The organism is Streptomyces sp. MBT65 (assembly GCF_016612545.1).
Taxonomy (GTDB): domain Bacteria; phylum Actinomycetota; class Actinomycetes; order Streptomycetales; family Streptomycetaceae; genus Streptomyces.
The window spans coordinates 1-12,472 of sequence record NZ_JAENRY010000190.1 but is presented as its reverse complement, the minus strand read 5'-3'; the positions used below and the strand labels follow the sequence as shown (position 1 = coordinate 12,472).

The window sequence follows — 12,472 nt, the reverse complement described above, 5'->3', positions numbered from 1 at the left end:
GGTCAGCTCTTGGCTGCCGCGGCCTTGGCCTTGGTGATCTTTGCCGCGGCCGGAGCGGGGACCGCCTTGGCGGCGTCGTCCGTGGCGGCGGGGACCGCCGCGTCCGCGGCCGGCTCGGTGGTGGGCGTCTCCGGACGGACACCCACGCCCAGCTTCTCCAGGATCTTCTTCTCGATCTCGTTGGCCAGGTCGGGGTTGTCCTTCAGGAAGTTGCGCGCGTTCTCCTTGCCCTGGCCGAGCTGGTCGCCCTCGTACGTGTACCAGGCGCCGGCCTTGCGGACGAAGCCGTTCTCCACGCCCATGTCGATCAGGCCGCCCTCGCGGCTGATGCCGTGGCCGTAGAGGATGTCGAACTCGGCCTGCTTGAAGGGCGGCGCGACCTTGTTCTTGACGACCTTGACGCGGGTGCGGTTGCCGACCGCGTCCGTGCCGTCCTTGAGGGTCTCGATACGACGGATGTCGAGTCGCACCGAGGCGTAGAACTTCAGCGCGCGGCCACCGGTCGTGGTCTCCGGGGAGCCGAACATCACGCCGATCTTCTCGCGGAGCTGGTTGATGAAGATCGCGGTAGTCCCGGACTGGTGGAGCGCGCCTGTGATCTTGCGGAGCGCCTGGCTCATCAGACGGGCCTGCAGACCGACATGGCTGTCGCCCATCTCGCCCTCGATCTCCGCGCGCGGGACGAGTGCCGCGACGGAGTCGATGACGATGAGGTCGAGGGCGCCGGAGCGGACCAGCATGTCCACGATCTCCAGAGCCTGCTCGCCGTTGTCCGGCTGGGACAGGATCAGGTTGTCGATGTCGACGCCGAGCTTCTTCGCGTACTCGGGGTCGAGGGCGTGCTCCGCGTCCACGAACGCGACCTGGCCGCCGGCCCGCTGGGCGTTCGCCACCGCGTGCAGGGTCAGGGTCGTCTTTCCGGAGGACTCCGGGCCGTAGACCTCCACCACTCGGCCGCGCGGCAGGCCGCCGACACCGAGGGCGACGTCCAGTGCGGTCGACCCGGTGGGGATGACCTCGATGGGCTCGTTCGGCCGCTCGCCCAGGCGCATCACCGCGCCCTTGCCGAATTGCCGTTCAATCTGTGCGAGCGCGGCGTCCAGCGCCTTCTCGCGGTCGGTTCCTGCCATGGGTTCCACCCGATTTGCTTGTGTCGATCGCTTCACGTCAAAGACGCTAACGCCTGCCACTGACAATGCGCCCCGACGCCCGTCCGGCCTGTGGATAACTCGGACACTTCGCCATCAAAAGCCTGTCGAAATGCCCGTCATGGCCTCGCCGGAACCTCCATAAGAATAGATGTTCGATTTTCGTGTCAAGCGCACCACGCGGCACTCGCGTCATCGATGTCCGGTGACTCCGAGCCTCGTGGCGACGCTTCGAAGGACATGGAAATCCTTCCCGCGCCGGGCGCCGGGCCCGTTCACTGGCAGCAGTCAACGGCATTCGACGCGGGGAGAGCGTGATGACGGTGTGGAAGCGTGTGGGGATCGCGGCAGTGGTAGCCTCGGCGACCGTCGGCATCCTGAGTCCGGCGGCATCGGCCGCCCCCATGCCCTGGGAGACCAGCCGCGTGCATCAGCCCGCGCCGGCACAGGGCACGGCGATCTCCTCGGCCCACGGGACCGGAACCTTCACCGTCCTGTGCAGCGGTGGCTGCTACCAGTAGGGCTCTCGCACTCCGCTGCCACAGGAGGGTCACGTCCCGACCGGTCGGCAGCGCACGTTCACCGCGGCCGAGTGGTCGTCGCCGTTCAGCGGCCCGAGCCGGACCGGGGCACCACCAAGGTTGTCGAAGAGCCGGATGCCGTCGCCGAGGGGCACCGGCACGATGGGCAGGTCGATCTCGTCGATCAGTTCGCCCTCCAGGAGTCATCGCAGTTCAGGAAGGTCACCCTGGTGCGGGCGGCGCGTCGTCAGGGTGGTGCGTGAGGACGAAACACCGGCCCCTGCCAAGCGCCTCCGTAGACGGCACCGGTCGTCGCGGCGTGCCCCTCGACGAGGTCGGGGCGGAGCCTTGCCCGCCGCCGTCTGCGGTGCCGGGTCCGCCAAGGGGAAGGTGGGCATGATCGGCCCTCGTTTCCGTGGATCACCGCTCAGCGTTCCGCGTTCCGCTGACTCCGGACGGCATTCATGGCCGTAGACCCGGTGCGGCGAACCCCCGGAACTCATCGTCCGAAGTCTCCGACCGCGCTACTTCTCCTGGCGTACGGCGGGTGTCTTCGGCCGTACGACGACCGCGCGGCGAGTTCCCGCGAGGCTCAGCGCATGACCCAGGCCATGACGAACCACGCACGCCCCGCCGAGCGGCTCTGCCACGCGATCGGTGCCCTGTTGATCCTCTCCGGCCTGGTGCACCTGGTGGTGTTCGCGGTGGACGGCGGGCCCTGGTACGGGCCCGTCTCCTGGCGCAAGCCCATCACATTCGGGCTCTCCTTCGGGGCGACGCTGATCGCGGTCACCTGGGTGACGTCGTATCTGCGCGTCGGGGTCCGGCTGCGTACCGTTCTGCTCGTCGTGTTCGCCGCCGACTGTGTCGTCGAGGTCGGCGGCATCACCCTCCAGGCGTGGCGCCGGGTGCCGTCGCACCTCGACATGGAGACGTCCTTCGACACGGCGGTGTCCATGACGCTCGCAGTGGGCGGCGGTGTCCTCGTGGTGCTGCTCACCGTGTTCGCGGTGGCGTCCTTCCGACACCGGCCGACGGGGCCCACGGGGATGGCCCTCGCGGTGCGTTCCGGGTTCGCGATCCTGCTCGTGGCGCTGGCCTCGGGCGCCGCGATGATCGCACGCGGGGTCGTCCTCGCCCGGACCGGCCACCAGGAGGCGGCGTACCACTCGACTGCCCCGCTCAAGCCGCTGCACGGGGTGAGCCTGCACGCCGTCCTGGTGCTGCCGGCCCTGGCCTGGCTGCTGTCCCGCACGTCCTGGAGCGAGGCGGTACGGCGGCGGACCGTCACCGTCGCGGTCGGCTGCTACGTGGTCGCCGTGGTCGGGGCGGGGGTGTGGGCAGTGCTCACGTACTGACCGCGATGCCTCGGCTGCCTGCGACGCCCCGGTGTTCTCGCCAGATCATCCCTCAGGAGGAGGAGCCGTCTCCGGAGTCCTTCGGTTCAGGGTCGGTTGATCCAAGGTCGGTTGGTTCCGGGGCAGTTGATTCGAGGTCGGTCGAGTCGGGGCCGGTGGGTTTCGGGCCGCTCGGCCGCGAGTCGGCCGTCCCGGAGTCGGCCGCCCGCGAGTCGGCTGCCCCGGAATCGACCGAACTGGAATCGGCCGAACCGGAGTCAGTCGTATCGGAGCCTGCCGTACCCGAGTCAGCCGCACCGGAATCGGTCGTATCGGCGGAGTCAGTCGCCGTGCCGTTCTCCGCCCCCTGCCGCCCGTCCCAGACCCGTCGCGCGCGTGCCAGCATGCCGGGGCCTCCGGAGCCACGGATCCGGTGGCCCTGGACCCGGGGGTCGTCCGTGACGGCGTAGCGCTTCACATACGCCCCGAGGAACGCCTGGAGCGTGGCGACGGCCGGGATGGAGATCAGCGCGCCCACCGCGCCCAGGAGCGCGGTGCCCGCGATGACCGAGCCGAAGGCGACGGCGGGGTGGATGTCGACGGTCTTCGCGGTGAGCTTGGGCTGGAGCATGTAGTTCTCGAACTGCTGGTAGACCACGACGAAGATCAGCACCCACAGCGCGTACCAGGGGTCCACCGTGAAGGCGATCAGCATGGGCAGGGCGCCCGCGAGATATGTGCCGATGGTCGGGATGAACTGGGAGACCAGACCCACCCAGACGGCGAGCACGGGCGCGTACGGGATGCCCAGCGCCTGCAGCAGGATGTAGTGCGCCACTCCGGAGACCAGCGCCATCAGGCCGCGTGAGTATATGTAGCCGCCTGTCTTGTCGACGGCGATCTCCCACGCGCGCAGCACCTCGACCTGCCGGGCGGGCGGCAGTACGGAGCACAGCGCGCGGCGCAGTCGCGGCCCGTCGGCGGCGAAGTAGAACGAGAACAGACCGATCGTCAGGAGTTGGAAGAGGCCCCCGAGCACCTGGGTGGACACGTCCAGCACACCGGTGGCGCTGTTCTGCACGTACTTGCGCAGCCAGTCGGAGTGGAGCAGCCCCTCCTGGATGTCGACCCGTCTCAGGTCGGTGTGGAAGTGCGCGTTGATCCAGTTGATGACGGAGTCGAGGTAGTCCGGGAAGTCCTCGATCATCTTGATGATCTGGCCGGCCAGCATCGACCCGAGGAGGGTGACGAACCCGGCGCTCACGATCAGCAGGCCGAGGAAGACCAGGAAGGTGGCCAGTCCCCGGCGCATCCCCCGGGAGGCCATCCGGCTCACCGCGGGCTCGATGGCGAGGGCCAGGAAGAACGCGATGAGGATGTTGATCAGCAGCCCGATGAGCTGGTGGAAGGCCCAACTGCCCAGCTGGAACACGGCGACGAGGGCGAGCGCGAGCACCATGGCGCGGGGCAGCCAGCGGGGCATGCCCGTGCCCGGCGCGGCGCCGTCGACCGGGGGTCGGGTCGGCGGCGTCGTACCGAACGGGGGTGCCTGCTGGGCGTCGGGCCCGGTCTCGTCAGTGGCTGCCACGGTGCAAGTCTCGCCTACGCCACTGACAACCGGTCACCGCCGTCGATCTTCGTGACCGATCAGCGACTTTCCCACGGAAGATCAGCGGCTTTGCGAGGGAACGTTCATGACGTCGCAGACCACGCGCCACACGTCCTTGGCCTCCCAGCCCGCGTCCAGCGCCTCGTGCACCGTCCGCCCGCCGAGTTCCGTCATCACGTGATCGCGCGCGAAGCTCTCGGCGTACCCCGCGCCGAAGTGCTCCGTCATCCGCTGCCAGAAGACCGTCAACCGCATGACACCAGTATCCCGCCCCTGAAGAGTGGGCCCGGGCCGAGCCCGCTCGCCGAGACCGCTTTCCGTCCTACGGTCTGACGCATGGCCGAAACAGGAGCTTCCCCACTCCCCCCGACGCCCCCGGCGCACTCCCCGCTCTTCCGCGCCGAGCACTTCGTGTGGCTCACCGCGCGCGTGCTGGAACAGCGCCTCTTCGCGTACCACTTCCTCAACGGAGAACCCGATCCGGTGGAGACCGCGCTGGACGCCTACCGCAACGAGGACGGCGGGTACGGCCACGCCCTGGAGCCCGATCTGCGCGGCCCGGTCAGCCAGCCGCTGCACACCGGTCACGCACTGCGCGTCCTGGACTCCGTCGGGCGCTGCGGCGGGCAGCGGGTGGAACGCGTGTGCCGCTATCTGACCTCGGTCTCCAGAGCCGACGGTGCCCTGCCGGCGATCCTTCCCGGCCAGCGCGGCTATCCGACGGCGCCCTTCGTGCCGATCGTGGACGACCCGCCCAGCGAACTCCTCGCCACCGGGCCGGTGGTGGGCCTGCTGCACCGCAACGAGGTGTGGCACGCCTGGCTGTTCCGGGCCACCGACTTCTGCTGGCAGGCCGTCGACTCCCTGGAGAAGTCGCACCCCTACGAGATCCAGGCCGCCGTGGCCTTCCTGGACTCCGCACCCGACCGCCCGCGCGCGGAGGCCGCCGCCGACCGCCTCGGCAGGCTGGTCCGCGAGCACCGGCTCGCCGCCCTGGACCCGGAGCACCTGGAGGCCTATCCGGTCGCCCCCGGCTACGCGCAGGGCGAGCACCACTTCCCGTACGACTACGCGAAGACGCCGAGTTCCCTCGCGCGCGCGTGGTTCACGGACGACGAGATGGCCCGCTCCCTGGACCACCTGGCGGGCGATCAGCAGGAGGACGGCGGCTGGCCGATCCGCTGGCGTCAGTGGGCGCCGGGCATCGCCCTGGAGGCACGCCCCATGGTGACGATCCAGGCACTGCGCTCCCTGAAGGCGTACGGCCGCTCCGTGGGCTGACCCCGGGCCGCCTCAGCCGCCGATGGCCCGTACGCCCGCCGTCACCAGCACGGCCGCCGCGACGACGAGGAGGAACGGTGCCCGCAGCACCAGCGCCACGGCGGCGGCCGCGAGCCCCGCGGCCCGGGCGTCGAGCACGAGCGCGTGCCCGTCGGCGAAGGTCTGCTGGGCCGTGAGCGCGGCGAGCAGGGCGACCGGCAGCAGAGCGGCGAGCCGCCTCACCAGCGGCCGCTCCAGCGCGCCCGCGGGCACCAGCAGTCCGGCGAGCTTGACGACGTAGCAACCGAGGGCGGTCGCCGCGATCGCGATCCAGATGCTCAACGGTCTTCCTCCTGTGCGTCGTTACGGGACCCTCGCTGCGCGTCGCCCCGGGTCCCATGTTGCCGACGACCCTCTACATAGAGGGCGATCGGGGCCGCGAGAGCTGCCGCCAGGACGGGCACGCCGGCCGGCAGCACGGGCAGCAGCCCCAGTCCCAGCAGGACCGCGAGCGCGGCGACGGCACGCTCGGTGGTGGTCTTGAGCATGGGCGCGAGCAGCGCCAGGAAGACGGCGGGTCCGGCCGCGTCGAGACCCCACGCGTCCGTGTCCCCGATGGCCTTGGCGCCCAGCGCGCCGAGCAGCGTGGTGAGGTTCCACAGCAGGTACAGCGCGAGCCCGGTGACGGTGAACCCGATCCGCGCGGCACGCCGTGTGGGCTGCGCGAGGGTGACGGCCGTCGTCTCGTCGATGACCCACTGGGCGGCGAACGGCCGCACCACGCGCGGGAGGGCCAGCAACTGCGAGAGGCGCAGCCCGTAGAAGGCGTTGCGCACCCCCAGGAAGAAGGCTCCCGCCGCCGCGGTGAGCGGATTGCCACCGGCCGCGAGCGCTCCCACGAGCGCGAACTGGGAGGCGCCGGTGAACACCAGGAGGCTGAGGGCACAGGTCTGCAGCACGGTGAGCCCGGCACCGGCGGAGGTCACCCCGAAGGCGAACCCGGACAGCCCTACGGCGACCCCGACCCCGAGGGCGTCCCGTACGACGGCGGAGTCCGGCTTTCCCCCGGCCGCGGGGTCCTGTCCTCCTCCCGTTCCGGCGCGTATGTCTTCTGAAGCGATCTGTTCTGCCACGTGTCGGACGGTACGAGCAGTCGGTGTTCCGCGTCTTGTACGTTCTTGCGCTCCCGTTGGTACGCGCCCGGGGGCACACCCACGATCCGGGCGAAGTGCCGGTTGAGGTGCGGCTGGTCCGTGAACCCGACGACGACGGCCGCCTCAGCAGGCGCGGTACCCGCGTCCAGGAGCCTGCGGGCCCGGCGTACGCGGGCGTCGGTCAGCCAGGTGTGGGGCGGCATCCCGTAGGCGTCGCGGAAGGCGCGCAGCAGCGCGAACGGGCTGGTGCCCAGATCCCCGGCGAGCTTCTCCAGGGTGGGCGGATCCACCATGCGCTCCTCCAGCACGGCACGCGCGCGTGCCGCGACCCCACCGCCCGCCGTGGGGACGGAGCGCTGCGGCAGCGGTCCGCCGTTCAACCGGAGCAGCCTGGTGACCGCGACCCGCAGCAAGGTGTCGGCGGCGAGCGCGTTGCCCTCGTCGGCCGCACGCAGGACCTGATGAACGAGTCCGACGGTGTAGGGATCGTCGAGCACGGGGCTGACGAAGCCGGGAGTGCCGCGGATCGAGGTGGTCTCGGCGGCGATCGCGGCCACCACCTCGGGCGACGGGTAGACCGCCCCGTACCGCCAGCCCTCGGGAACACCCGCCCGGCCGGTGTGCGGAGTGTCCGGGTTCACCAGCGCGAGCGCTCCCGCCCCGGCGTAGACATCGGTCCCGCCGTGGTGGAACACCTCGGCGCCGTCCGCGATGGCGGCGATGACGAAGTTCTCGTGCGTGTGCCGCACGAAGGTCTTGCGGATGTATCGGGCCCGGAGCAGGTCGACCCCGGGCAGTTCCGTGTACCGCCAGTGCCTCGCCCGCTCGCCCGAACCTGCCATACGCCCATTCTCCGCCACGACGGCCGACGACCACCGGACGCCGAACGACGAAGACGCTCGACGGACACCGAAACGGTCCTGCAAGCCATCGCAGGAGAATTCCCGCAGGTCAGACGCATTGTCAGTGGTCGGGTGCAGGATGGACGCATGGTCAGCTCCGCACATCGAGCCCTCGACGGCTTCTCGCCCGCGACCCGCGGCTGGTTCACGGGGGCCTTCTCCGCGCCCACCGCGGCCCAGGCGGGCGCGTGGCGGGCCATCGGCGAGGGCTCGGACGTGCTGGTGGTCGCGCCGACCGGTTCCGGCAAGACCCTGGCGGCCTTCCTCGCCGCGCTGGACCAGCTCGCCGCGACACCCCCTCCCGCCGACCCGAAGAAGCGCTGCCGCGTCCTGTACGTGTCTCCGCTCAAGGCGCTCGCGGTCGACGTGGAGCGCAATCTCCGCTCCCCGCTCACCGGCATCCGCCAGGAATCCGTCCGCCTGGGCCTGCCCGAGCCCGAGGTCAAGGTCGGCATCCGCTCCGGCGACACCCCGCCCGCCGAGCGCCGCGCGCTGTCCACGCGCCCGCCGGACATCCTGATCACCACCCCGGAGTCCCTGTTCCTGATGCTGACGTCGGCCACGCGTGACGCGCTGACCGGCATCGAGACGGTGATCCTGGACGAGGTGCACGCGGTCGCGGGCACCAAGCGGGGCGCGCATCTCGCCCTGTCCCTGGAGCGGCTGGACGAGCTGCTGCCGAAGCCGGCCCGCCGGATCGGCCTCTCGGCGACCGTGCGCCCGGTCGACGAGGTCGCCCGTTATCTCTCCCCGCGCGGCAAGGTGGAGATCGTCCAGCCGAAGTCCGGCAAGGAGTTCGACCTCTCCGTGGTCGTCCCGGTCGAGGATCTGGGCGAGTTGGGCGGCTCCCCGGTCGCCGACGGCAAGGAGGGCGCAGAGAAGCCCTCGATCTGGCCGCATGTCGAGGAGCGCATCACCGACCTCGTCCAGTCCCATCGTTCAACGATCGTCTTCGCCAACTCCCGCCGCCTGGCGGAGCGTCTGTGCAACCGGCTCAACGAGATCGCCTACGAGCGCGCGACCGGCGTGCCCCTGGACGAGCATCACGCACCGGCCGAGCTGATGGGCGGCTCCGGCGCCGCCCAGGGCGCGCCCCCGGTCATCGCCCGCGCCCACCACGGCTCGGTCTCCAAGGAGCAGCGCGCCCAGGTCGAGGAGGACCTCAAGGCGGGTCGACTCCCCGCCGTGGTGGCCACCTCCAGCCTGGAACTGGGCATCGACATGGGAGCCGTCGATCTGGTCATCCAGGTGGAGTCCCCGCCTTCCGTGGCCTCCGGCCTCCAGCGCGTGGGCCGCGCAGGACACCAGGTCGGCGCGGTCTCCACAGGCGTGGTCTTCCCGAAGTACCGGGGCGACCTGGTCCAGGCCGCCGTGGTCACCGAGCGGATGCGCACGGGCTCCATCGAGTCCCTGAAGGTCCCCGCCAACCCCCTGGACGTGCTGGCCCAGCAGCTCGTCGCGATGACGGCACTGGACACCTGGCAGGTCGACGACCTTCTGGCCACCGTCCGCCGGGCCGCGCCCTTCGCCTCGCTCCCGGAGTCGGCGTTCACGGCCGTGCTCGACATGCTCGCGGGCCGCTATCCGTCGGACGCCTTCGCCGAGTTGCGCCCGCGCGTGGTGTGGGACCGCATCGCCGGCACGATCACCGGCCGCCCCGGCGCGCAGCGTCTCGCCGTCACCTCCGGGGGCACGATCCCCGACCGCGGGCTCTTCGGCGTCTTCCTCGCGGGCGCCGACCCCAAGAAGGGCGGCGGCCGGGTCGGCGAGCTCGACGAGGAGATGGTCTACGAGTCCCGGGTGGGCGACGTCTTCACGCTCGGCACCAGCTCCTGGCGGATCGAGGACATCACCCGCGACCGCGTCCTGGTCTCCCCCGCTCCGGGTGTCCCGGGCCGGCTCCCCTTCTGGAAGGGCGACCAGCTGGGCCGCCCGCTCGAACTGGGCCGCGCGGTGGGCGCGTTCCTGCGCGAGGTCGGCTCCCAGCCCAAGGAGAACGCCCGGCTGCGCCTCCTCGCCGCGGGCCTCGACGCCTGGGCCGCGGAGAACGTGCTGTCGTACCTGGCCGAACAGCGCGAGGCCTGCGGCCACATCCCGGACGATCGCACGATCGTCGTGGAGCGCTTCCGCGACGAACTCGGCGACTGGCGCGTGGTCATCCACTCCCCCTTCGGCGCCCAGGTCCACGCCCCCTGGGCCCTCGCCCTCGGCGCCCGCCTCTCCGAGCGCTACGGCATGGACGCCCAGGTGATGCACGCCGATGACGGCATCGTCCTACGGCTGCCGGACGCCGACCTGATGGGCCTGGACCTGCTCGACCAGGAGCCCATGAAGGCCGGCACGGAGTACGACGCCGACCAAGCCCCCGTAGGTGCGGCGGACGTGGCCTTCGACAAGGGCGAGGTCAATCAGCTCGTCACCGACCAGGTCGGCGGCTCGGCCCTGTTCGCGGCCCGCTTCCGCGAATGCGCCGCCCGCGCGCTGCTGCTGCCGCGCCGCAACCCCGGCAAGCGCACCCCCCTGTGGCAGCAGCGCCAGCGGGCCGCCCAACTGCTCCAGGTGGCAAGCGAGTTCGGCTCGTTCCCGATCGTCCTGGAGGCGGTCCGCGAATGCCTCCAGGACGTCTTCGACGTCCCGGGCCTCACCGAGCTGATGGGTGACCTGGAGTCCCGCAAGGTGCGCCTCGTCGAGGTCACCACCCCCGAGCCGTCCCCCTTCGCCCGCTCCCTCCTCTTCGGGTACGTCGCCCAGTTCCTCTACGAGGGAGACTCACCGCTCGCCGAGCGCCGCGCCGCCGCCCTGTCCCTGGACTCCCACCTGCTGGCCGAGCTGCTCGGCCAGGGCGGAGCTGCGCGAACTCCTCGACGCCGAGGTGCTGACCGAGCTGGAGCGCGAACTACAGTGGCTCACCGAGGACCGCCGCATCAAGGACGTCGAGGGCGTGGCCGACCTGCTGCGGATGCTCGGCCCGCTCACCGACGCCGAGTTGGCCGAGCGGGGCGCCGCACCGCAGTGGGCCCACGACCTCGCCTCGGCCCGCCGCGCGATCCGGGTCCGTATCGGCGGTGCCGACCACTGGGCGGCGATCGAGGACGCGGGCCGCCTGCGCGACGCACTCGGTACGGCGCTGCCGGTCGGCGTCCCGGAGGCGTTCACCGAACCGGTCAAGGACCCGCTCGGCGACCTCCTCGCGCGCCACGCCCGCACCCACGGCCCGTTCACGTCGGCCACGGCGGCCGCCCGCTTCGGCCTCGGAGTCGCGGTCACCGACGGCGCGTTGCAGCGACTCGCGGCGAACGGCCGTGTCGTACAAGGGGAGTTCCATCCGGCCGGGATCGGCCAGGAGTGGTGCGACGCGACAGTGCTGCGCCGACTGCGCCGCCGCTCCCTGGCCGCGCTGCGGCACGAGTTGGAGCCGGTGCCGCCGGCCGCGCTCGCGCAGTTCCTGCCCCAGTGGCAGCACATCGGCAAGGGACACGGGCTGCGCGGCATCGACGGACTGGTGCGCGCCGTCGAGCAGTTGCAGGGCGCCTCCGTGCCGGCGTCCGCCCTGGAGAAGCTCGTCCTGCCGTCCCGCGTGGCGAACTACGCGCCCGCGATGCTCGACGAACTCACCTCTGCCGGCGAGCTGGTGTGGGCGGGCGCGGGCTCCCTCCCCGGCAAGGACGGCTGGGTCTCCCTGTACCTCGCGGACGCGGCCCCCCTGCTCCTCCCGCCCCCGCACCCGCTCGAACTCACGGCACTGCACCAGTCGGTCCTGGACACCCTCTCCGGCGGCTACGGCCTCTTCTTCCGCCAGATCACCGACCAGATCCGCGCGACCACCCACCCCGACGTCACCGATCCCCAACTGGCCGACGCCGTATGGGATCTGGCCTGGTCCGGACGGCTCACGAACGACACGCTCGCCCCCATGCGCTCCCTGCTGGGCTCCGGTCGTACGGCGGGGTCCACGGCCCACCGCGCCAAACGCACGGTCCCGCGCGGGCGTTACGGCTCCCTCACCGCCGCCGCACGCCCCGCGTCCCGCACCGGCCCGCCGACCGTAGCGGGCCGCTGGTCCCTGCTCCCCGCCCACGAACCGGACCCCACCGTGCGCGCCCACGCCCTGGCCCGCACCCTGCTCGACCGACACGGCGTGGTGACCCGGGGAGCAGTCGCCGCCGAGGGTGTGGAGGGCGGCTTCTCGGCAACTATTCCGCGACCGCGTTCGGAGCCCCGAACACCACCTACGACTCACCCGACAACCGCGGCCGGCAGGACCCGTACGCCTCGCCTGACACCCACCACCGGCAGGACCCGGACGCCTCCCCCACCGAGCACGGCCGACGCGACGCATCCGACACATCAGGACTCCCCGGCACATCCGACTCCCCCGGGGTCCACGATTTCGCCGACGCTTTCGGCCCGTTCACCGACTTCGACGACCTCGACAGCCTGGGCTCACCGGACGACCGCGCCACGAAGCCGAGCGCCTCCACCTCCCGGCACCACCGCTCCCCGTCCTCCCACCCCCCGTCCCCGGGCGACTACATCTCCCC

Annotated in this window: 10 protein-coding genes and 1 pseudogene; 5 read left to right on the top strand and 6 right to left on the bottom strand. The window is 71.5% G+C overall.

Going from position 1 to position 12,472, the window contains the following annotated elements:
• Positions 1-2: 2 nt before the first annotated feature.
• Positions 3-1,130: a recombinase RecA gene (gene recA, locus JHN63_RS33805; protein ID WP_200687941.1), complete on the bottom strand. Its 1,128-nt coding sequence runs from the start codon at positions 1,128-1,130 to the stop codon at positions 3-5.
• Positions 1,131-1,465: 335 nt separating this feature from the next.
• On the opposite strand from recA, the gene JHN63_RS33800 reads away from it, so the two are divergent.
• The 3 genes from JHN63_RS33800 to JHN63_RS33790 all read left to right on the top strand — a co-directional run bounded on the left by JHN63_RS33800 (position 1,466) and on the right by JHN63_RS33790 (position 3,027).
• Positions 1,466-1,669, top strand: a complete 204-nt coding sequence (locus JHN63_RS33800; RefSeq protein WP_200687939.1) for a hypothetical protein — start codon at positions 1,466-1,468, stop codon at positions 1,667-1,669.
• A 71-nt stretch (positions 1,670-1,740) separates the two neighbouring features.
• Positions 1,741-1,932, top strand: coding sequence for a hypothetical protein (locus JHN63_RS33795; RefSeq protein WP_200687937.1), 192 nt, complete (start codon positions 1,741-1,743; stop codon positions 1,930-1,932).
• Positions 1,933-2,268: 336 nt separating this feature from the next.
• Entirely contained in the window at positions 2,269-3,027 is a 759-nt protein-coding gene (locus JHN63_RS33790) for a hypothetical protein (RefSeq protein ID WP_200687935.1), read from the top strand.
• Positions 3,028-3,079: 52 nt separating this feature from the next.
• On the opposite strand, the gene JHN63_RS33785 is transcribed toward JHN63_RS33790, so the two are convergent.
• Complete coding sequence (locus JHN63_RS33785) at positions 3,080-4,594, bottom strand: AI-2E family transporter (protein ID WP_307782045.1); 1,515 nt, start codon at positions 4,592-4,594, stop codon at positions 3,080-3,082.
• Between the two features lie 81 nt (positions 4,595-4,675).
• Positions 4,676-4,870 carry a DUF3046 domain-containing protein gene (locus JHN63_RS33780; protein WP_200687933.1) on the bottom strand — a complete coding sequence of 65 codons (195 nt, stop codon included), beginning with the start codon at positions 4,868-4,870 and terminating at the stop codon, positions 4,676-4,678.
• An 81-nt stretch (positions 4,871-4,951) separates the two neighbouring features.
• Between JHN63_RS33780 and JHN63_RS33775 the strand changes: the two genes are divergently transcribed.
• The gene (locus JHN63_RS33775) at positions 4,952-5,896 is read left to right on the top strand and encodes a hypothetical protein (RefSeq protein WP_200687931.1); all 945 of its coding nucleotides are present in this window, start codon (positions 4,952-4,954) and stop codon (positions 5,894-5,896) included.
• A gap of 12 nt (positions 5,897-5,908) precedes the next feature.
• On the opposite strand, the gene JHN63_RS33770 is transcribed toward JHN63_RS33775, so the two are convergent.
• From JHN63_RS33770 to JHN63_RS33760, 3 genes are read right to left on the bottom strand one after another with little or no spacing between them, the layout of a single operon-like run.
• The gene (locus tag JHN63_RS33770; RefSeq protein WP_200687929.1) at positions 5,909-6,217 is read right to left on the bottom strand and encodes an AzlD domain-containing protein; all 309 of its coding nucleotides are present in this window, start codon (positions 6,215-6,217) and stop codon (positions 5,909-5,911) included.
• Positions 6,214-6,996: an AzlC family ABC transporter permease gene (locus JHN63_RS33765; protein ID WP_374222969.1), complete on the bottom strand. Its 783-nt coding sequence runs from the start codon at positions 6,994-6,996 to the stop codon at positions 6,214-6,216. The genes JHN63_RS33770 and JHN63_RS33765 overlap by 4 nt, the downstream gene beginning before the upstream one ends.
• The gene (locus tag JHN63_RS33760) at positions 6,885-7,871 is read right to left on the bottom strand and encodes an AraC family transcriptional regulator (protein WP_200687927.1); all 987 of its coding nucleotides are present in this window, start codon (positions 7,869-7,871) and stop codon (positions 6,885-6,887) included. The genes JHN63_RS33765 and JHN63_RS33760 overlap by 112 nt, the downstream gene beginning before the upstream one ends.
• 147 nt (positions 7,872-8,018) lie before the next feature.
• Here JHN63_RS33760 and JHN63_RS33755 point away from each other — a divergent pair.
• Positions 8,019-12,126, top strand: a pseudogene (locus JHN63_RS33755) (ATP-dependent helicase); the annotation flags it as partial.
• Positions 12,127-12,472 lie beyond the last annotated feature (346 nt).

Bases quoted from the DNA above. Each gene is read 5' to 3' on its own strand.
- recA (WP_200687941.1), bottom strand. From the start codon at position 1,130: ATGGCAGGAACCGACCGCGAGAAGGCGCTGGACGCCGCGCTCGCACAG.
- JHN63_RS33800 (WP_200687939.1), top strand. From the start codon at position 1,466: ATGACGGTGTGGAAGCGTGTGGGGATCGCGGCAGTGGTAGCCTCGGCG.
- JHN63_RS33790 (WP_200687935.1), top strand. From the start codon at position 2,269: ATGACCCAGGCCATGACGAACCACGCACGCCCCGCCGAGCGGCTCTGC.
- JHN63_RS33775 (WP_200687931.1), top strand. From the start codon at position 4,952: ATGGCCGAAACAGGAGCTTCCCCACTCCCCCCGACGCCCCCGGCGCAC.
- JHN63_RS33760 (WP_200687927.1), bottom strand. From the start codon at position 7,871: ATGGCAGGTTCGGGCGAGCGGGCGAGGCACTGGCGGTACACGGAACTG.
- JHN63_RS33780 (WP_200687933.1), bottom strand. From the start codon at position 4,870: ATGCGGTTGACGGTCTTCTGGCAGCGGATGACGGAGCACTTCGGCGCG.